This window comes from Streptococcus loxodontisalivarius, from assembly GCF_016908645.1.
GTDB lineage: Bacteria > Bacillota > Bacilli > Lactobacillales > Streptococcaceae > Streptococcus > Streptococcus loxodontisalivarius.
Window position 1 is genome coordinate 1 of record NZ_JAFBEH010000018.1, and the last position, 20,296, is coordinate 20,296.

General features: G+C 41.0%; 16 protein-coding genes and 1 tRNA gene. 14 read left to right on the forward strand and 3 right to left on the reverse strand.

The window, feature by feature from the left end; translation table 11 throughout:
* Positions 1-113: 113 nt before the first annotated feature.
* The 10 genes from JOC28_RS05040 (at position 114) to JOC28_RS05085 (ending at position 9,813) form a co-directional block, all read left to right on the forward strand.
* Positions 114-902, forward strand: coding sequence for a PTS sugar transporter subunit IIA (locus tag JOC28_RS05040; RefSeq protein ID WP_205009557.1), 789 nt, complete (start codon positions 114-116; stop codon positions 900-902).
* Positions 903-917: 15 nt separating this feature from the next.
* A complete protein-coding gene (locus JOC28_RS05045; protein ID WP_205009558.1) occupies positions 918-1,232 on the forward strand; it encodes a PTS cellobiose transporter subunit IIA in 315 nt (104 codons plus the stop codon).
* A gap of 10 nt (positions 1,233-1,242) precedes the next feature.
* Positions 1,243-1,767, forward strand: coding sequence for a hypothetical protein (locus JOC28_RS05050; protein WP_239548880.1), 525 nt, complete (start codon positions 1,243-1,245; stop codon positions 1,765-1,767).
* 144 nt (positions 1,768-1,911) lie between these two features.
* Complete coding sequence (gene celB / locus JOC28_RS05055) at positions 1,912-3,261, forward strand: PTS cellobiose transporter subunit IIC (RefSeq protein WP_205009559.1); 1,350 nt, start codon at positions 1,912-1,914, stop codon at positions 3,259-3,261.
* 113 nt (positions 3,262-3,374) lie between these two features.
* On the forward strand, positions 3,375-3,719 hold the full coding sequence (locus JOC28_RS05060; RefSeq protein ID WP_205009560.1) for a DUF6568 family protein: 345 nt from the start codon (positions 3,375-3,377) through the stop codon (positions 3,717-3,719).
* A gap of 297 nt (positions 3,720-4,016) precedes the next feature.
* Complete coding sequence (gene yajC / locus JOC28_RS05065) at positions 4,017-4,382, forward strand: preprotein translocase subunit YajC (RefSeq protein WP_205009561.1); 366 nt, start codon at positions 4,017-4,019, stop codon at positions 4,380-4,382.
* A gap of 122 nt (positions 4,383-4,504) precedes the next feature.
* The gene (locus JOC28_RS05070) at positions 4,505-5,260 is read left to right on the forward strand and encodes an isoprenyl transferase (protein ID WP_205009562.1); all 756 of its coding nucleotides are present in this window, start codon (positions 4,505-4,507) and stop codon (positions 5,258-5,260) included.
* A 282-nt stretch (positions 5,261-5,542) separates the two neighbouring features.
* Positions 5,543-6,337 (forward strand): phosphatidate cytidylyltransferase, encoded by a 795-nt coding sequence (locus JOC28_RS05075; protein WP_205009596.1) that lies wholly within the window; start codon positions 5,543-5,545, stop codon positions 6,335-6,337.
* Between the two features lie 9 nt (positions 6,338-6,346).
* The gene (rseP, locus tag JOC28_RS05080; protein WP_205009563.1) at positions 6,347-7,609 is read left to right on the forward strand and encodes an RIP metalloprotease RseP; all 1,263 of its coding nucleotides are present in this window, start codon (positions 6,347-6,349) and stop codon (positions 7,607-7,609) included.
* A 344-nt stretch (positions 7,610-7,953) separates the two neighbouring features.
* Complete coding sequence (locus tag JOC28_RS05085; protein WP_205009564.1) at positions 7,954-9,813, forward strand: proline--tRNA ligase; 1,860 nt, start codon at positions 7,954-7,956, stop codon at positions 9,811-9,813.
* Positions 9,814-10,007: 194 nt separating this feature from the next.
* Here the strand turns inward: JOC28_RS05085 and JOC28_RS05090 are convergent.
* Positions 10,008-10,078, reverse strand: a tRNA-Cys gene (locus JOC28_RS05090).
* 207 nt (positions 10,079-10,285) lie between these two features.
* Here JOC28_RS05090 and rpsB point away from each other — a divergent pair.
* Positions 10,286-11,053: a 30S ribosomal protein S2 gene (gene rpsB / locus JOC28_RS05095; protein ID WP_205009565.1), complete on the forward strand. Its 768-nt coding sequence runs from the start codon at positions 10,286-10,288 to the stop codon at positions 11,051-11,053.
* Positions 11,054-11,169: 116 nt separating this feature from the next.
* A complete protein-coding gene (gene tsf, locus JOC28_RS05100; RefSeq protein WP_205009566.1) occupies positions 11,170-12,210 on the forward strand; it encodes a translation elongation factor Ts in 1,041 nt (346 codons plus the stop codon).
* Between the two features lie 276 nt (positions 12,211-12,486).
* Here tsf and JOC28_RS05105 read toward each other — a convergent pair whose 3' ends face one another.
* Entirely contained in the window at positions 12,487-16,476 is a 3,990-nt protein-coding gene (locus tag JOC28_RS05105) for a pullulanase (protein WP_205009567.1), read from the reverse strand.
* A 165-nt stretch (positions 16,477-16,641) separates the two neighbouring features.
* Positions 16,642-17,109, reverse strand: coding sequence for a COG2426 family protein (locus tag JOC28_RS05110; protein ID WP_205009568.1), 468 nt, complete (start codon positions 17,107-17,109; stop codon positions 16,642-16,644).
* A gap of 259 nt (positions 17,110-17,368) precedes the next feature.
* Between JOC28_RS05110 and JOC28_RS05115 the strand changes: the two genes are divergently transcribed.
* The gene (locus JOC28_RS05115) at positions 17,369-17,824 is read left to right on the forward strand and encodes a CtsR family transcriptional regulator (RefSeq protein ID WP_205009569.1); all 456 of its coding nucleotides are present in this window, start codon (positions 17,369-17,371) and stop codon (positions 17,822-17,824) included.
* A gap of 3 nt (positions 17,825-17,827) precedes the next feature.
* The gene (locus JOC28_RS05120) at positions 17,828-20,272 is read left to right on the forward strand and encodes an ATP-dependent Clp protease ATP-binding subunit (RefSeq protein ID WP_205009570.1); all 2,445 of its coding nucleotides are present in this window, start codon (positions 17,828-17,830) and stop codon (positions 20,270-20,272) included.
* Positions 20,273-20,296: the final 24 nt, after the last annotated feature.

The following is a 20,296-nucleotide window of genomic DNA, read 5'->3' on the forward strand; positions in this document are numbered from 1 at the left end:
GACTTAACAAGACACCTCTACTTTAGCATAAAGAAAAAGTAGTGAGTACTCTCTCCCGTCGGAGATTTCCTCACTACTAATCTTAGTATGTTTCTTTACATTTTCTAGCAGCAATGGAACGCTACAAGGAAGCCCACCGTTTGAATGTTTTGGTTATCTGTGCAACAGGTTACGGTAGTGCACAAATGCTAAAGAATCGAATTGAGAATGAACTGGGACAGCTTGTAACAATTGTTGATTTGGTAGGCTACTATGACCTATCAGACGAGAGATTAGAGGGGATAGATGCAATTATCTCATCTATTGATCTATCTCATCTGGTCTTTACCGTTCCTGTTTTTACGGTGAGTGTGTTTTTGAAAAGTGATGAAGTTAGTTGGATTAAGAATCAGTTGCAGATGATTGATGCTTCAAACAATCAATCATCTCAAGAGCGTTTAGAGGAAAGTGACGACTTTGATTCAATTTTTTCCAACTACTTCACCGAAGATGCTTTCTTTGTATTTGAAAATGCAGATAAGGAAGAGGTTTTAACAAGGTTAGTGGAGAGTGTCTGTCATGATTGCCAAAAGAGTAAGTGGCAGTTGTTAGATTTGATTAATCAAAGAGAGTCAATGAGTACGGTTGTCTTTGATCAAGATATAGCGGTTCCTCATCCTATCAAGGCTTTTGATGAGAGGCACCGTGTGGCAGTAGCTATCATTAAAAATGGTCTTAAATGGGATGATAATTTTCATGAGATAAGACTAGTATTCCTTGTTTCTCCATCTATTCATCAAAATACAGGATTACCAGTAATTACAAAAAGAATTGTTGATTTGACAGATTCCGATAATCAAAAACAAGAATTAATGTCTTGTCAGACATTTAAAGCGTTTAGACAAGTATTTCTAAGTCGTTAGACAAAAGGAGGATATATGAATACAGAGGAATTGCAGGTAGCTGCCTTTGGTATTATTTTAAGTAGTGGAAATGCTCGGACAACTGTACATGAAGCATTTTCAGCTATGAAGGAAGGCAATTATGAACAAGCATCTCAATTGTTAGAGCAAGCAAATGAAGAATTACTAGAAGCTCACCATGCCCAGACGGAATTGCTTCAGAAATATGCTAGTGGTGTAGAGATTACAATTGAAATTATCATGGTACATGCTCAGGATCATTTGATGACAACTGTTACCCTTCGAGAGGTTGCTTTAGAGATGCTAGAGTTATATAAAAAAATAAACTAGGAGTAGGCATATGAGTAAGAAAAAACAGATGACTAAACAGATTGTTAAATCCACTAATTCTAAAAATTTCCGACGAGAAATGGCGATTAAGAATAATCTTTTTAACCGATATATGCTTTTTCGTTACTCACTTGCAGGACTTTTCTTCTCTAATGTTTATTGGATTATGATTCAATTTTATCAGCCAAGCATTTATATTACTTTGCCGATTTTATTGGCAGTCCTTGTTATCATCGCTTGCGCTGAACAATTTAAAATGTATGGCACTAAAGAAGTCTATCTAAAATATACGGAGCTTGCTTTGAGACTTCAGGCTGGTCTCCAAGTATTGATGTTAGTCTTGTTGTGGTTGCCAGGTCAATTTGCAAAAGCTTTTCCAATATTCGCAGATAATAGTGTTGGTCATATCTTTATTGCACTTATCTTAGTTTTAGGTTTCTTGATGGTAGGAGTTAATATTAGACGTCTTAACCAAATTAAGAAAAATGAAGATAAATACTATTATCGTTTCTCAAATATTGAAAAATTGATTTAAATGACATTCAGGCAAACTCTATAAAAGTTTGTTTAGTAGCTTTGTATCACGTTATTTGAACACGGGACTAATTTCCGAGAAAAATAGGGAATTTTCGGTAAACCGAGTCGTCCCTTTGTATTATAAATTTGAAAGGAGTTCTTTATGGAAGAACAAAAAGGATTCTTCGGTTTCTTAGAAAAATACCTAATGGGACCGATGGGAGTTATTTCTCAATATAAGGTTGTTCGTGCAATTGCAGCAGCTGGTGTTGCAGCTGTACCGTTTACGATTGTAGGGTCAATGTTTTTGGTCTTTAGTATCTTGCCACAGGCCTTCTCATTTTGGCCAGTTGTAGCAGATATCTTCTCAGCTTCATTTGATAAATTTACAGATCTTTATATGGTTGCTTACTATGCAACAATGGGCTCTTTGGCGCTATATTTCAACCTGGTTATGGGATATGAATTGACAAAAATCTATGCAGAGGAAGAAGGGCTCAATCTGACACCACTAAATGGTGCCATGTTATCACTATTTGCTTTTATTATGACTGTTCCTCAAATTATTTTTGAAGACGGTGCAATGTCAGCGGTTACAAGTCTTGAAGAAGGTTCAGTAGTTGCTGATGGTTGGGCAATGTCAAACGGTGTAACACGATTTGGTACAGCTGGTGTATTTACAGCTATCATCATGGCAGTACTTGCAGTGCTTCTTTACAGAATGTGTGTGAAACATAACTGGGTTATTAAGATGCCTGATTCTGTTCCAGAAGGAGTATCACGAGGATTTACAGCTTTGGTTCCAGGCTTTGTAGTAGCATTTGCTGTCATCTTCATCAATGGTATTTTGGTTGCCTTAGGAACAGATATTTACGATGCAATTTCAATTCCATTTTCATTCGTAGGAGGCTTGACTAATACTTGGATTGGAATTATGATTATTTACCTCCTAACACAACTTTTGTGGATTGTGGGTATTCACGGTGCTAATATCATCTTTGCCTTTGTTAACCCAATCGCACTTGCTAATATGGCAACAAATGCTGCAGATGGAACACGTTTGATTGTAGCAGGTGAGTGGTCAAATATGTTTGTTATTGCTGGTGGTTCTGGTGCAACTCTAGGACTTTGTATTTGGATTGCCTTCCGAGCTAAATCTCAACAACTTAGCGCTATCGGTAAAGCTTCAGTAGTTCCAGCATTCTTTAATATCAACGAACCTCTAATCTTTGGTCTTCCGATCATTTACAATCCAGCTCTTGCAGTACCATTTATCCTAGCTCCGATGGTTTCAGCAACAATTTACTATTTCTCAATGAAATTAAATCTCATTCATGCTGTTATTGCTCAAGTTCCTTGGCCAACACCAGTAGGTATTGGTGCCTTCCTTGGTACGACAGATGTTAAAGCTATTGTAGTCGCTCTTGTCTGTGCTCTTGCAGCATTCCTTGTTTACTATCCATTCCTTCTTGCTTATGATAAGCAGTTGGTTGCACAAGAGCAAGGTGTCTAGGAAAAACTAAATCTAAGACAGGTGTTAGATGGCCTGTCTTTTCGTATCGGAAAATTGTCTTTTCTATCATTTTTCGATATGATAGGGCTATCAAAACAAAGTGAGGTTTTTCTATGACAACATTTGCAGAAGCAGTTAGCAACTTTGAAGCCATTACTGTTGCAGAAGCGCGTGAACGTATTGCGGCAGAAAGCAAGTTTATCCTTTTCATCGGACGCCCAACTTGTCCATACTGCCAACGTTTTGCGCCAAAATTGGCTAATGTAGCACAAGCAACAGGTGCAAAAGTGGCCTACATCAACAGCGAAGACGCAAGCCAAATCGAAGATATCCAAGCTTTCCGTAGCCGTTACGGCATCGCGACAGTTCCAGGACTTTTCGTTTCTGAAAATGGCTCAGCTAAGGTCGTATGTGACTCATCACTTCCTGAAGAAGATATCACAGACTTTATCAGCTAATATAAATCTGAAGAGGCTGGGAAAAAACTCCTATGCCTCTTCTTTTTTTGTAGTCTGATTTGCAAGACGCAGTGGTTGAGTGGGCTCTAATTCGTTGATAAATCAACTCTTACAGCCCTACTCAACTGTGCGGAGGTGGGACGACAAAATCGAATTCCTTCGGAATTACCGATTTTTGTCCCACTCTCTTTTCTACATCTTAGGACTGATTTTGTGTGAGTAAAGGGTTAGAAACCTTGCGACAGGCTTGTCTTTTATGTTATAGTAAGTACTGACTTAAATATTGGAGGAAGAAGCATGTCATCAATTATTATTCTACTTATCTTTGTTTTAGGTATGATGTGGTTTACACAACGTAATCAAAAGAAACAAGCTACGCAACGTCAAGAACAACTCAATAGCCTTTCAAAAGGTGACGAAATTGTAACTATCGGTGGTCTTTATGCCCTTATCGATGAGGTTGATGTTGACAATCAAAAAATGGTTTTGGATGTTGACGGTGTTTTCCTAACATTTGAATTGTCAGCTCTTAAACGTGTTGTTGCAAAGGCAGCAGACCAAACAAGTGCTGATATCATCGATGCTGAAGTTGTTGAAGAACTAGAAGAAATTGTTGAAGAAACAGTTGAGTCAGCCAAAGAAGAAGCATCAGACAACAACTAATGATAAAATGACTAAAGCTGAGGCACAATGCCCAGCTTTTTCGTCTTTCTAGACATTAAATTATCAACCAAAAGCTATATTTTGTGGTAAAATAGCAGTAGTACGCTTTTTAAAGGATAGCTATGTTTACATTTTTTAAATCACAAAAAGACAAAGAACTTCATCTGGATAATATTCCTAAGCATATCGGAATTATCATGGATGGGAATGGCCGTTGGGCTAAAAAACGCATGCAACCGCGTGTCATGGGACACAAGGCTGGTATGGATGCGCTTCAGAAAGTCACGATTGAGGCCTCAAACTTAGGTGTTAAGGTCTTGACAGTCTATGCCTTCTCGACAGAGAATTGGTCACGACCCCAAGATGAAGTCAAATTTATTATGAACCTACCTGTTGAATTCTTCGACAAGTATGTTCCAGAACTAGACAAGAATAACGTTCGTGTACAAATGATTGGCGATAGTTCTCGCTTGCCCAAGGAGACCTTTGATGCTATGACGAGAGCACTAGAGAAAACCAAGCATAACTCAGGTTTGGTGCTTAATTTTGCCCTCAACTACGGTGGTCGTGCTGAGATTACGGATGCTGTCAAATCGCTTGCGCAGGACGTCCTAGAGGCTAAGGTAAATCCTGGTGATATCACAGAGGATATGATTGCAGATCGCTTGATGACAAATCATCTCCCTTATCTCTATCGTGATCCAGACCTTGTTATTCGTACCAGTGGGGAAATTCGCACCAGCAATTTCCTCCCCTGGCAGACAGCTTATAGTGAGTTGTATTTTACAGATATCATGTGGCCAGACTTTGATGAGGCAGCTTTAAAAGAAGCCATTTCAGAGTATAATAAGCGTCATCGTCGTTTTGGTGGTGTCTAGAAGGATTTGTATCATTAGATTTGAACACAGCCTACGAGCAGTGCAAAAAAGATAAACTTCCTTGTGTCTAGAGGACATATCGTCATCTGTTGCGTCGTAGGCGTCTGGTGCTAAAGCCCCTAGTCGCCCTGACGTGGGTACGTCTACGAAATCGGAGATTTCGGACTTTTTGATGAAAGCTACGCTTTCTCTATTTTCCACCTCAAACTGTCTCCCAGACAATTTGAGCATATTTTTGCTTTGCTCGCTTAACGGCTTTTGTATCATCAAGAAAGGATTATGATGAGAGAACGTGTTATTTGGGGAGCGATTGCTCTTGCAATCTTTATTCCCTTCCTCCTTATTGGGGGATTGCCGATGCAGTTATTTGTCGGCGTCTTGGCCATGGTGGCCGTTTCGGAAATGCTCCGCATGAAAGGACTTGAGGTCTTTTCATTTGAGGGTGTCTTGGCAATGCTAAGTGCCTTTGTTTTAGTTATTCCGATTCAGAATTACTTTACATTTTTACCTGTTGATGGTAGCTTTACCAGTTTTGGTCTTTTAACTTTCTTGCTTCTAGCAGGAACAGTCATTGCTAGCGAAAGCTATTCTATTGAGGATGCTGCCTACCCTGTCCTATCTAGTCTATATGTTGGCTTTGGTTTCCAAAATTTAGTTAATGCTCGCATTGATGGCTTGGATAAGGTCTTCTTAGCTCTCTTTATTGTTTGGGCAACGGATACAGGAGCTTACCTGATTGGTCGTCAGTTTGGTCGACGCAAGCTTCTTCCGAGAGTTTCACCTAATAAGACAGTAGAAGGAAGTCTTGGTGGAATCCTTTGTGCTCTGATTGTATCCTTGATCTTTATGCTTTTTGACAGTTCTGTTTATGCACCGCATAATTTTCTTGTCATGCTGATTTTGGTTGTTTTCTTCAGTATTTTTGCTCAATTTGGTGACTTGGTTGAAAGTTCTATCAAACGCCATTTTGGTGTCAAAGACTCAGGGAAATTGATTCCAGGTCACGGTGGTATCTTGGATCGCTTTGATTCCTTGATTTTTGTATTCCCAATCATGCACTTCTTTGGTTTATTCTAAGGAGGTTCTATGCTCGGTATTTTAACCTTTATCATTATTTTTGGGATTTTAGTTGTTGTCCATGAGTATGGTCACTTCTATTTTGCCAAAAAATCAGGTATTCTGGTTCGCGAATTTGCCATCGGTATGGGTCCTAAGATTTTTGCTCATATCGGAAAAGATGGCACAGCTTACACCATTCGCATGCTTCCTTTAGGAGGTTATGTTCGTATGGCAGGTTGGGGCGATGACAGCACTGAAATTAAGACAGGTAGCCCAGCTAGCTTGACCTTAAACGCAGAAGGTGCAGTCACTCGTATCAATCTTTCTCAGAAACAGTTGGACACGACTAGCCTTCCTATGAATGTGACGACATACGATTTGGAGGACAAGTTAACCATTACAGGCCTTGTCCTGGATGAGACAAAGACCTATCCTGTTGACCATGATGCGACGATTGTAGAGGAAGATGGAACAGAAGTCCGTATTGCCCCTCTTGATGTTCAGTATCAAAATGCTTCAGTCTGGGGACGTATGATAACTAACTTCGCAGGTCCGATGAATAACTTCATTTTGGGAGCCTTAGTTTTCATTCTTCTCATGTTTGTCCAAGGCGGAGCTCCAAATTATCAGTCAAATGTTGTTCAAGTAACAGATGGAGGAGCCATGCAGGCTGCTGGTGTCCAGTCTGGGGACCGTATTCTAGAAATTGCTGGAACCAAGGTGGATACTTGGTCTGAGATTACAGACGCAGTTTCTACGGCGACGGAAAATCTCTCAGATGGTCAGACAATTGCGGTTACAGTTGAAACTGAAGATAATCAGACTGAAAACTTAGAAATTACACCTAAAAAATCAGGTAGTCAATACCTCATCGGTGTGTCAGTAGGCTTGAAAACAGGTTTCTGGGATAAGATTCAAGGAGGTCTGAGTGAGACTTGGACCGGAGCGACAGCTATTTTAACAGCCCTAAAAAATCTGATTGCCAGCTTCTCACTTGATAAACTTGGTGGCCCTGTTGCCATGTACCAAATGTCAAATCAGGCTGCTGCGCAAGGATTGACAACTGTTCTAAATCTGATGGCTATGCTTTCAATCAATCTAGGAATCTTTAACCTTATTCCTATCCCAGCCCTAGACGGTGGCAAGATTGTCATCAATATCTTGGAAGCCATTCGCAGAAAACCACTTAAACAAGAAACAGAAGCTTACGTGACACTTGCAGGTGTCGTTATCATGCTTATCTTGATGATTGCAGTCACCTGGAACGATATCATGCGTGCCTTCTTTTAAACTTAAGAATTTTTCCTGTTGTTGTTCAACTTAAATTTATAGTAGGGAAACACTGAAACTCGGAATGAAAATAGCTAAGCTAAAGTAGCGATTCTATCATATGAGTATGAAATTATAAGTGTTGAAGCGCAGCTATAGGCGTACGCAGTACGCTGCCTCCGATAGTCTCCGCCGTGGTGCTAAGAGCGACAAAGTTGCTCGGGAGTAAAACAGTCTACTGGACTTTTGGCAAGTCTGGATTTTCAGTTGCCGACCTAAGGAGACTATCGAAATTAAGAAAAATACAACAGAAAATGCCTAAATAAAAAATAGAAAGGAAAGAGTGACAAACTCTCTCTATCATTATGAAACAATCTAAAATGCTAATCCCAACACTTCGCGAAATGCCAAGTGATGCTCAAGTTATCAGTCACGCTCTTATGTTGCGTGCTGGTTATGTTCGCCAAGTATCTGCAGGTATTTATTCATACCTTCCACTTGCTAACCGTACCATCGAAAAATTCAAGACAATCATGCGTCAGGAATTCGACAAAATTGGTGCCGTTGAAATGCTTGCACCAGCTCTTTTGACAGCTGACCTATGGCGTGAATCAGGTCGTTATGAAACTTACGGTGAAGACCTTTACAAGCTCAAAAACCGTGATAAATCAGACTTCATCTTGGGTCCAACACACGAAGAAACTATGACAATGTTGGTTCGTGACGCTGTGAAATCGTACAAACAGTTGCCACTTAACCTTTACCAAATCCAACCAAAATACCGTGATGAAAAACGTCCTCGTAACGGACTTCTCCGTACACGTGAATTCATCATGAAAGATGGTTACAGTTTCCACACAAACTATGAAGACCTTGACGTGACTTATGAAGATTACCGCAAGGCTTATGAAGCTATCTTTACCCGTGCTGGACTTGATTTCAAAGGGATTATTGGAGATGGCGGAGCTATGGGTGGTAAAGACTCACAAGAGTTTATGGCCATTACACCAGACCGTACAGACCTTGATCACTGGCTTGTGCTTGATAAATCAATTGCATCAATCGAAGAAATTCCAGCTGAAACCTTGGAAGAAATCAAGACAGAATTGTCATCATGGTTGGTATCAGGTGAGGACACAGTTGCTTACTCAAGCGAGTCTAACTATGCAGCCAACCTTGAAATGGCTACAAACGAGTACAAACCATCTACAAAAGTTGTTGCTCAAGAAGAAATTGCCCGTGTCGAAACACCAAACTGTAAGTCAATCGACGACGTTGCTGCTTTCTTGCAAGTTGAAGAAGGACAAACGGTTAAGACACTTCTCTTCATCGCTGACAATGAACCTGTTGTAGCTCTCCTTGTTGGTAATGACCAAGTTAACGATGTTAAATTGAAAAACTACTTGGCAGCTGACTTCCTTGAACCAGCTACTGAGTCAGAAGCAGAACAAGTCTTCGGTGCTCACTTCGGTTCACTTGGACCAGTTAACCTTCCAGAGAACGTTCGTATCATCGCTGACCGCAAGGTTGCAGATGTTGCTAATGCTGTTGTAGGTGCTAACGAAGATGGCTTCCATTTGACAGGTGTTAACCCAGAACGTGATTTCAAAGCAGAATACGTTGACATCCGTGAAGTTAAAGAAGGTGAAATCTCACCAGACGGACAAGGCGTTCTTAAATTTGCTCGCGGTATCGAAATCGGTCACATCTTCAAGTTGGGCACACGCTATTCAGATAGCATGGGTGCTACTGTTCTTGATGAAAATGGCAGAGCTGTACCAATGGTTATGGGTTCTTATGGTATCGGTGTCAGCCGTATCCTTTCAGCCGTTATCGAGCAACATGCCCGCATCTTTGTTAACAAGACACCAAAAGGTGACTTCCGTTACGCATGGGGTATCAACTTCCCTAAAGAATTGGCACCGTTTGACGTTCACTTGATTACTGTCAATGTTAAAGACGAAGAAGCCCAAGCTCTTACAGATCGTATCGAAGCAGACCTTTTTGCCAAAGGTTACGATGTCTTGACAGATGATCGTAACGAACGTGTTGGTTCTAAATTCTCAGATAGCGACCTTATCGGACTTCCAATCCGTGTGACAGTTGGTAAGAAAGCATCTGAAGGTATTATTGAAGTTAAGATTAAGGCAAGTGGTGACACGATTGAAGTCAACGCAGAAAACCTTATCGAAACTCTTGAAATCCTAACAAAAGAAACAAACTAAAGTGAATTGAATAAGGGTTAGGACGCAGTTGACTTACTTTGATGAAGGTCAGTTCTATTCTATTCCTTCCTCAATTCTTATAATCACAAAATCCCAGTAGAAAAACTACTGGGATTTTTGCATTTTCAAACTAAGAAGATGAGGTTAAGAAAATATAAAAAAGCACTCCATTTGGAGTGCTTAGTGTCTTATCAAGGCGGTAGACGGATTTGAACCGACGATCAAGCTTTTGCAGAGCCGTGCCTTACCACTTGGCTATACCGCCATAACAACAAATAATATTCTATCGTAAAAAAGCCCATCCGTCAAGCAAAATTTTCTTGCAAACTGCAACTAATTTTGATATGATAAAAGGGTCGCAGAAATGCGAAAATACTCATCTTAAACCGATTGTGGACTTGTTGCCGCAAGGTTGGTCTGCGAGCCGACGTTTGAGAGAGGTAAAAAACATTTTATAAAGGAGAAACTACTCATGGCAGTAATTTCAATGAAACAACTTCTTGAGGCTGGTGTTCACTTCGGTCACCAAACTCGTCGCTGGAACCCTAAGATGGCTAAATACATCTTCACAGAACGTAACGGTATCCACGTTATCGACTTGCAACAAACTGTAAAATTGGCTGACCAAGCTTACGATTTCGTTCGTGACGCAGCAGCTAACGACGCAGTTATCTTGTTTGTAGGTACTAAAAAACAAGCTGCTGACGCTGTTAAAGAAGAAGCAGAACGTGCTGGTCAATACTACATCAACCACCGTTGGTTGGGTGGAACTCTTACAAACTGGGGTACAATCCAAAAACGTATCGCTCGTTTGAAAGAAATCAAACGTATGGAAGAAGAAGGAACTTTCGAAGTTCTTCCTAAGAAAGAAGTTGCTCTTCTTAACAAACAACGTGCTCGTCTTGAAAAATTCTTGGGCGGTATCGAAGATATGCCACGTATTCCAGACGTAATGTACATTGTTGACCCACACAAAGAACAAATCGCTGTTAAAGAAGCTAAAAAACTTGGTATTCCAGTTGTAGCGATGGTTGACACAAACGCAGATCCAGATGATATCGATGTTATCATCCCAGCTAACGATGACGCTATCCGCGCCGTTAAATTGATCACTGCTAAATTGGCTGACGCTGTTATCGAAGGTCGCCAAGGTGAAGATGCAGACGTAGACTTCGCATCAGAATCACAAGCAGATTCAATCGAAGAAATCGTTGAAGTTGTTGAAGGATCAAACGAATAAGATTGACCTTACCAATCTCATAGAATGAGGCAGGGCAGTTGTTCTGCTCCGCCTTATTTTTTATTTTTGTGATAAAACAGAAAAAAAAGTTTTCTGTTCAAATAAAGGAGAAAAAAATGGCAGAAATTACAGCAAAACTTGTTAAAGAATTGCGTGAAAAATCTGGTGCCGGCGTTATGGACGCTAAAAAAGCACTTGTTGAAACTGAAGGTGATATCGAAAAAGCAATCGAATTGCTTCGCGAAAAAGGTATGGCTAAAGCAGCTAAAAAAGCTGACCGTGTTGCCGCTGAAGGTTTGACAGGTGTTTACGTTGATGGTAACGTTGCAGCAGTTGTTGAAGTTAACGCTGAAACTGACTTCGTTGCTAAAAATGCTCAATTCGTTGAGTTGGTTAACGAAACTGCTAAAGCAATCGCTGAGCAAAAACCAGCTACAAACGAAGAAGCTCTTAACGTAAAACTTTCTTCAGGTGAAACTCTTGAAGCAGCTTACGTATCAGCTACTGCTACAATCGGTGAGAAAATCTCATTCCGTCGTTTTGCAGTTCTTGAAAAAACTGACGAGCAAGCATTCGGTGCTTACCAACACAATGGCGGACGTATCGGTGTTATCTCAGTTGTTGAAGGTGGCGACGAAGCTCTTGCAAAACAAATCTCAATGCACATCGCTGCAATGAATCCAAAAGTTCTTTCATACACTGAACTTGACGAACAATTTGTTAAAGATGAGTTGGCACAATTGAACCACGTTATCGACCAAGATAACGAGTCACGTGCAATGGTTAACAAACCAGCTCTTCCACACTTGAAATTCGGTTCTAAAGCTCAATTGTCTGCAGAAGTTATCGCTCAAGCTGAAGAAGATATCAAAGCAGAACTTGCAGCTGAAGGTAAACCAGAAAAAATCTGGGATAAAATCATCCCAGGTAAAATGGACCGCTTCATGCTTGACAACACTAAAGTTGACCAAGCATACACACTTCTTGCTCAAGTTTACATCATGGACGACAGCAAAACAGTTGAAGCTTACCTTGAATCAGTAAACGCTAAAGTTGTTGAATTCGCTCGTTTTGAAGTTGGTGAAGGTATCGAGAAAGCAGCTAACGATTTCGAATCAGAAGTTGCAGCAACAATGGCAGCAGCTCTTAACAACTAAGACTAGGAAAGATCACTTCGGTGGTCTTTTTTATTGTTAAATAATCTGTGGATAAGTTGTTTTTAGTAGCAGTTTCTTTATAGACTTATCCTCAAGAGTAGATAATTTGTGGATGAAGATGTTCATAAGTTAGCTCAAGTGTGTATAAGGTAAAAGAGTTTATATCTAAAAATCAGACTTATCCCCAGAAACTAAAAAGAAGTAGGAATCCAGAAACCATTATGGTCCCTTCCTACTTCTTTTATGTTATAAAAAGCTAGCTCATTTCAAGAGGTTTTAGTGTTTACGTGTTTTACCTATCTTGCTAAAACCGATTAGACTAAGGAGACTCACTCCTAGAAGACTTAGAAATGTCTGCTTGTGACTTCCTGTTTCAGGAAGTTTGTCCTCCTGAACTTTTTGGTAGCTAATTGATTCTGACTCTTTTGAGCTTAGTTCTAGACTTGATGTGTTTTTAGTTGACACTTGTTCATTAACAATCTGCTTTTGGCTACCGACTAGCCAAATATTATCAGTTGCAGGGATTTCTTCCTGAGAAATGAGTTTATGCTCAACCAGCTGATCGTCAATGTAGGTATCTTCATAGTAGCGTTTAAGATAACCTACTTGCCCAATCCTGATGAGTTTTTCTTGTCCGATTGTTAGATTTGTATCGACCTGCCACTGGTTGCTAGGAAGGATTTCTTCTGTTTCGCTGTAGCGTTTAAAACTGATAACAGCTTGAGGTTTTTCTTCCTGACTAGGAGCAGAGTCGGGTATAGCAGTCCCTAACTTTTTAAGACGTAGGACAGTAGCAGTCAATGGAGCGAGACTGAGACTATCTGAGCTTAGACTAACACCGACGGGATTTTCAATGACTTCTATGCCAGCGGTCTGACCATCTACGATAATATCTGCTTGCGCCAGCTTTTGATACTGTCCTTCTAAACTGAAGGAACGTTCTGTGCTATCTGCATTAACAAAGACAGCATAGATATCACCGTTACTTGCTATTGTTTGATAAGCGATGACGAGGTCGTCTGTATCTGAAGCTGGACTGATAAGGCTGACATTTTGATTGACTGCATCCAATGTTTTGAGACTGAAGGCATCTGTTGAGCGACGTAGTGCTATCAAACCTTTGGTGTAGTCATGTGACTGTGTATTTTCAGGATAGGCACTGCTGTCAGTCGCTTTTGTCCAATCAAATCGGTTGATACTATCACTAGAATCATAAGAGTCATGGATGAAGTAAGGATAATCGAAAGCTTGTCCATTTTCATCAACTAGCAGATGAGATTTATTGGGAACCTTGTCATCGCTGACCACAGTTTCATAAGCAGGGTCTAGAAATTGTTTTGTACGTCCGTATTCTTGACCTGAGTGGATAAATGGTGTTCCTTGAGCAGTTAGTACAAGGAGATTTCCTAGTCTCAATCGACGATGAATTTCTGCATTGTTTTCAGCGATGCTTGGATCTTTCTTGATAGATTGAGCAATAACATCAAAGAGAGTAAGGTTATCGTGTGCAGCAATATACTGGATAACATCACCTGGATCATCTGCAGTGAAGTTATTTGGCTGAGCCTTGATATTATTGAAGATACTTTGAATATTCTTGGCACCGCCAGTGATAAAGGCAGGAGTTCCTTCGCTAGGGTAGCCTGATTTGAGGCTGTTTCGAATATCATCTGAGAAGACGGCAACAGTATCTGTTGAGGCCATCCAAGTCTGGTCAGCTGGCTGCTCAGGGAGATTTTCATCTCCAGCATATGTAAGCCAGCCCTCACCGAGCATAATAATATTTGGGTTAAGCTCTTTAGCTGCTTGGTAGGCAGACTCAATTGAGCTGGCATCATGGTCACCCATCATATCAAAGCGGAAGCCATCAACCTTATACTCATCAACCAGGTATTTAATAGAGTCAACAAGAACTCGGCGAGACATATAGTGTGTTGTACCGAGACGACCACCGCCAAAGCTGGTACGAGGGGTTCCATCGGCATCCATGAAATGATAGTAGTTTGGCTCCAAGTCTTCAAAGATATCAAGAAGGGCTGTATGGTTATAAACAACGTCTAGAATGACACCCATACCACGTTTGTGAATCTCATTGACCAAGTTTTTGAATTCAAGAATGCGTTGGCCAGGGTCGCTAGGATCTGACGAATACATACCTGAAAGGGCAAAATAGCTCTGCGGATCATAGCCCCAGTTGTAGTTACTATTACTTGAAGCATAATCAGTAAGTCTTTGGCTGTTGAGATATTCATTGACATTATAGTAGCTCATGATTGGGAGTAGTTGAATATGGGTAACCCCTAAATCTTTGAGGTAATCCAACCTCTCAACAAAGGCAGAGAAGGTACCAAACTGACTTTGTAGTTCTGATGAGATGGATGGGTCTGACGTAAAGTCACGAACATGAGCTTCGTAGATGATGGCATCTTCTCTGGAAGTAAAGCCAGGTATATTAGCATAAGTGAGTCCAGCAATATCATAGTCTGAAGGGTCAACAAAGGCAGCCTTGGCAACCTTGTGAGCAGCATCTTGTTTCGCAATATCGCTGTTCCAAGCTGCTAGTGATTTAGCATAGGGGTCTAGCACGAGGTAACTTGCCCCATCTCTGATGATTTCGTAGTGATAGAAGTAACCACGATAGTCTGTGATGCCAAGATTAGACTGGGCATCCAAAGTAACCTGCCAAGTTCCTGCTTGAGCAGCCTGCATTGCGACCTTACCGATAACCAGATCTTGGTCATCCTTATCGTAGATGATGACATTGACCTGATCAGCACTTGGAGACCAGAGAGTCATGTCTACGACCTGTCCATTTTGACTAACGCTTGCTCCCAATTGCCCATCGTATTGGTAGAGTTCATCTTTTAATTGCCAGCTCATGCTAGTTGTGAAAGTATCACCATTATAGTTGATTTGATAAGGACTGTTTGCCTGACTAAAGTCACCATAGTAGGTCACTCTCTTAGTTTGACTGTCGATATCTAGATCAGCAATAGCAAGGCTTTCACCATTTTTATCGGTAATGCTTGTATTGGCTAGGATATAGGTTTTATCAGCTCCCTCTAGGTTGGTAAAACTTGCTGATATGGCTTTTTGGCTAATATGCTGTGCTCCTGTCATGCGAATGGTATTGATATAGTAGGGATTAGTATAGATATTGGCGTCATCATCTCTTAAGAAGATTTGACTATGATTTTTAAGGTCACTAAAATTATAATTCTCCTGACGAATCTTAGCATCATCGCCAGACTTAGTCTCGTCTAGAAGTAGAAAACCAATATTTCTAGCATCATCAGTTAATGCTATGTCGATATAGTAACCGTATAGACCTTGGTTGACAAAATCATAGCCGTCAGGGAAGGTACCTGAGCTAGGCTGAGTTACATCACCCCAAGTCCAAATGGATTTCTTATCATACTGCCCATCACTACGGTAATAGTTGATACGCAGAGTTCCAGCAGGTATGGGCTCATAAGTATGAATGCCATAATCCCTATCAATCCATGCCTCCTTCATATCAGGGCTGATAAGATCAATAGAGCGGTCCTGAGAGATATTGTCTCCTTTAACGTTGTTGATCAGAAAGCCAAGCTTATCTCGTTTTACCTCACTGAGTTTGACATCCATATAGTAACCGTAACTGTCTGTTTTTGCAGTCGTAAAAGAGGTAGCTCCACTAGGCCAGTTGCTAGAAGGCTCAGCAACATCATCCCAAGTCCAGAGACCAAGTGTAGCAAGATTATCAGAAGGTAGACTTTCAAAGTGAAGTCGCAAGTAGCCATCCTGGACCTGATCCTCATCCTGAGCGACTGTAGTCTCTTGCTTAATTTGGCTGTCAGTAGCTAGACTTATTGCTGGCGTTTCCTTAACTTCAGAACTTTCAGTAACTGTGCTTAGACTAGTCGTTTCTTCGAGAAGCTCAGCTGTTTCAGTAGTCTCACTAAGATCTGTTTGAGTCAGACTTGCTTGAGTTTCAGTGGTCTCCAGTTCTGGCAGGACCTCTTCTACGGTAGTGACACTGGTTTCTGCACTAGGGTTTTCTTGGCTGGCAATGGCTGTGCTTTCCTCGTTAGAACTTAGCAAAGTCTCTACTGTACTTGTTTCAGGTGAAAGGTCATCAGCTTGCGCAACCGATTGCATAAAAGGTGATAAAAAAAGAACAGATGAAGAAATGGCTACGGAACCAACCCCAAATTTTAGGGTACGAATGGCATAGTGAATTGTCTTATCTGTCCTGAATGTTTTCCTAAACTTATGATCTGTCATCTTAAAATCTCCTTTTTGAAAGATGCTTTACAAGAAATAGTATAGCCTTTCAAATCAATTAATGCAAGCGTTTTCCTGAATTGCTAATAAAAAGAGAATAAGACAGAGAACCCTACTAGCAGAGTAAACGTGTCTTATTCTCTTCTTTTTCAATATTAAGTGACTTTAGCCTAAAAAGGCACCAAGTCCTAGGACTGTCAAAGTTCCCATGATGAGACCTGCAAGGATGACCCCCAGCATAACAGCTATAACGCTGTTTTTAAAGTCCCAATCTAGGATTGAAGCGGCAAGAGTTCCTGTCCAAGCTCCAGTCCCTGGTAGGGGAATTCCCACAAAAATAAGGAGTGCCCAAAAGAGTCCTTTTTCACCAGCTGTTTTCTTCAGTTTTTCTCCACCGCTATGTCCTTTTTTAAGACACCAAGTGAAAAAGCCACCAATTACTGGTTTGTCTGCTCCCCATTCAAGAACACGACGAGCAAAGAAGAAGATGATGGGTACAGGAAGCATATTGGCAATAACACCGATAACAATTGCTTGCCACATTGGAATGCCTGTGGCGATGGCATAAGGAACTGCACCACGCAACTCGATCAATGGTACCATACCGATAAGGAAGGTAATAAGATAGTTCATGTTTAAAAGCCTTTCTGTCATTTGATAGACAAAACTATTGTATCTTATATCTGCTTTGAACTCAACTTTTATGCTAGATAGTCTAGATTCTTTCCATTTTTAAAAAGTATCGTTATTTTTACGAATAATTAAAATAGAGACTGCACTAAAACAAAGTAGCGCTACCATTGCCTCTGGGAGGGGTCTTTTCTTTCAAATGCTTGATATTTCTGATATAATAATAGTCAGTTATAGTCAAAAAAGCTAGGAAGGAGACCCTATGGTGTCACGAAATACATCTGACAATATTGAAGAGTACATTAAGCAACTTCTTGCCCAGACTGGTAGTGCCGAAATCAAGCGTTCGCACTTAGCAGATGCTTTTCAAGTCGTTCCTAGTCAAATCAACTATGTGATCAAGACGCGCTTTACTGAAAGTCGTGGCTACGCTGTTGAGAGTAAGAGGGGTGGCGGTGGCTACATTCGTATTGTCAAGGTACGTTTTTCAGACCAGCATCAGCTTCTAGGGAATCTGCTGAGCTCTATCGGTGAGCGTATCAGTGAGCAGGTCTTTAACGATATTATTCAACAGCTGTTTGATGATAAGGTTATTACAGAACGCGAGGGAAATCTTATTTTGGTGGCTTCATCTGATGAAGTTCTAGGAGAAGAGGGTCCCTACATCAGAGCAAGGATGTTGCGTCGTTTGTTACAACGATTAGATAGAAAAGGATAATAGATGACAGTTTATTCACATAAGATGCAAGAAGTTTTCCGTCTTGCCCAATTTCATGCTCAGGCTTTTGCCTGCGACTATCTGGAATCATGGCATGTTCTTTTAGCCTTGGTTGACAGTGATGAGACCATTGCAGGGCTAGTTTTTAGAGAGTATGAGGATCGTATTCGTCACGAAGAATACATGGCAGCAGCTATTTTAGCTACAGAGAAAGAGTATGATGCTAGCCGTGTTGAGACACGTTTTCTTCCTCGTTCTTCAGGTCTTGAAAGTCTAGAGCGATTTGCAGAAGGTATCGCAAAAGTCAGCCACAATGAGGAAGTGGGAACAGAGCACATTCTCTTAGCTATGCTATTGACACCGAATGGTATGCCAGTTCGTTTGCTTGAAGTCGTTGGCTTTAAAACAAAAGATGACGGTGAGTCAGTACGCTTGCTAGACCTTCGTAAGTCCGTTGAGCGTCATGCCGGTTTCAGTAAGGAAGATATGAAGGCTATCCATGAGCTGAAACGTCCTAAAAAATCTAAGTCTGCTGGGGGTAGTTTCTCAGATATGATGAAACCGCCTAGTACAGCAGGTGATTTGGCGGATTTCACCAGAGATTTGACAGCCCTTGCTAGAGCAGGTAAGTTAGAGCCTGTTATTGGTCGTGATCAGGAAATCACTCGTATGGTTCAAGTCTTGAGCCGTAAGACAAAGAACAATCCTGTTCTTGTTGGTGATGCTGGTGTCGGAAAGACAGCCCTTGCGCTCGGTCTTGCTCAACGTATCGTTGATGGTGAGATTCCTTATGAACTACAGGATATGCGTGTTCTGGAATTAGACATGATGAGCGTAGTTGCTGGAACTCGCTTCCGTGGTGACTTCGAAGAGCGTATGAACCAGATTATTAATGATATCGAAGAAGATGGTCGTATTATCCTCTTTATCGATGAATTGCATACGATTATGGGTTCTGGTTCAGGAATCGATAGTACGCTGGATGCTGCCAATATCCTCAAACCAGCTCTTGCACGTGGGACACTCCACATGGTTGGTGCAACAACTCAGGAAGAGTATCAAAAGCATATTGAAAAAGATGCTGCGCTATCACGTCGCTTCGCTAAGATTACCATTGAAGAGCCTAGTGTAGAGGATGCTTATACGATTCTTTCTGGTCTTAAATCAAGTTTTGAAGACTACCATCATGTTGCTATTAGTGATGAGGCTGTTATGACAGCAGTTAAGTCAGCTCATCGCTATTTGACTAGCAAAAACCTTCCAGACTCTGCTATTGATCTTTTGGATGAAGCTAGCGCAACTGTCCAAATCATGGTTAAAAAAGAGGCAGAGGAATTCTTAACGTCAGTCGATAAGGCTATCATGGACGGTGATATGAAGGCAGTTTCTCGTCTCTTGAAGAAAGCTCAGTTTCCTAAGGAAAGTAAGCCTATTCAGGTGACAGAGGAGCATATCCTTGCTACTCTTAGTCGTCTGTCAGGTATTCCTGTTGAAAAGATGACTCAGGCAGATAATAAAAAATACCTGAACTTGGAAAAAGAGCTTCACAAGCGCGTGGTTGGTCAGGACATGGCTGTTTCAGCCATCAGTCGTGCCATTCGTCGTAACCAGTCAGGTATCCGTACAGGAAAACGTCCTATCGGTTCTTTTATGTTCCTAGGACCAACTGGTGTCGGTAAGACAGAATTAGCTAAGGCACTAGCAGAGCTCCTCTTTGATGATGAGTCAGCACTTATTCGCTTTGATATGTCAGAATACATGGAGAAATTCGCTGCTAGCCGCCTAAACGGAGCCCCTCCAGGCTATGTTGGCTACGATGAAGGTGGTGAATTGACTGAGAAAGTTCGTCAAAAACCATACTCAGTTCTTCTTTTTGACGAAGTTGAGAAAGCTCACCCAGACATTTTCAATATTCTTCTTCAAGTTTTGGATGATGGTGTTCTGACTGATAGCCGCGGTCGTAAGGTTGACTTTTCAAATACCATCATCATCATGACATCGAACCTAGGAGCAACAGCCCTGCGTGATGATAAGACTGTCGGATTTGGTGCCAAAGCCTTGTCTCATGACCAAAAAGCCATGGAAAGTCGTATTATGGAAGAACTCAAGAAGGCTTATCGCCCAGAGTTTATCAACCGTATCGATGAAAAGGTTGTTTTCCATAGTTTGACTGAAGAAAATATGCAAGAAATCGTTAAAATCATGGTCAAACCTCTGGTCGCTGTTTTGGCAGAAAAAGGAATCACTTTGAAGTTCCAACCGTCTGCCCTCAAACATCTGGCTAAAGATGGTTACGATATCGAGATGGGAGCTCGTCCTCTCCGTCGTACCATCCAAACCGAGGTTGAAGATAAACTGTCAGAATTGATTTTGGCTGGAAACCTTCCAGAAGGTTCAGAACTGAAAATCGGTCTCAAACAAGGTCAGTTGAACTTCAGTGTTAATTAGAGCAAGACAAAACTCCTAAAACAT

Bases quoted from the DNA above. Each gene is read 5' to 3' on its own strand.
- JOC28_RS05040 (WP_205009557.1), top strand. From the start codon at position 114: ATGGAACGCTACAAGGAAGCCCACCGTTTGAATGTTTTGGTTATCTGT.
- JOC28_RS05045 (WP_205009558.1), top strand. From the start codon at position 918: ATGAATACAGAGGAATTGCAGGTAGCTGCCTTTGGTATTATTTTAAGT.
- JOC28_RS05050 (WP_239548880.1), top strand. From the start codon at position 1,243: ATGAGTAAGAAAAAACAGATGACTAAACAGATTGTTAAATCCACTAAT.
- celB (WP_205009559.1), top strand. From the start codon at position 1,912: ATGGAAGAACAAAAAGGATTCTTCGGTTTCTTAGAAAAATACCTAATG.
- JOC28_RS05060 (WP_205009560.1), top strand. From the start codon at position 3,375: ATGACAACATTTGCAGAAGCAGTTAGCAACTTTGAAGCCATTACTGTT.
- yajC (WP_205009561.1), top strand. From the start codon at position 4,017: ATGTCATCAATTATTATTCTACTTATCTTTGTTTTAGGTATGATGTGG.
- JOC28_RS05070 (WP_205009562.1), top strand. From the start codon at position 4,505: ATGTTTACATTTTTTAAATCACAAAAAGACAAAGAACTTCATCTGGAT.
- JOC28_RS05075 (WP_205009596.1), top strand. From the start codon at position 5,543: ATGAGAGAACGTGTTATTTGGGGAGCGATTGCTCTTGCAATCTTTATT.
- rseP (WP_205009563.1), top strand. From the start codon at position 6,347: ATGCTCGGTATTTTAACCTTTATCATTATTTTTGGGATTTTAGTTGTT.
- JOC28_RS05085 (WP_205009564.1), top strand. From the start codon at position 7,954: ATGAAACAATCTAAAATGCTAATCCCAACACTTCGCGAAATGCCAAGT.
- rpsB (WP_205009565.1), top strand. From the start codon at position 10,286: ATGGCAGTAATTTCAATGAAACAACTTCTTGAGGCTGGTGTTCACTTC.
- tsf (WP_205009566.1), top strand. From the start codon at position 11,170: ATGGCAGAAATTACAGCAAAACTTGTTAAAGAATTGCGTGAAAAATCT.
- JOC28_RS05105 (WP_205009567.1), bottom strand. From the start codon at position 16,476: ATGACAGATCATAAGTTTAGGAAAACATTCAGGACAGATAAGACAATT.
- JOC28_RS05110 (WP_205009568.1), bottom strand. From the start codon at position 17,109: ATGAACTATCTTATTACCTTCCTTATCGGTATGGTACCATTGATCGAG.
- JOC28_RS05115 (WP_205009569.1), top strand. From the start codon at position 17,369: ATGGTGTCACGAAATACATCTGACAATATTGAAGAGTACATTAAGCAA.
- JOC28_RS05120 (WP_205009570.1), top strand. From the start codon at position 17,828: ATGACAGTTTATTCACATAAGATGCAAGAAGTTTTCCGTCTTGCCCAA.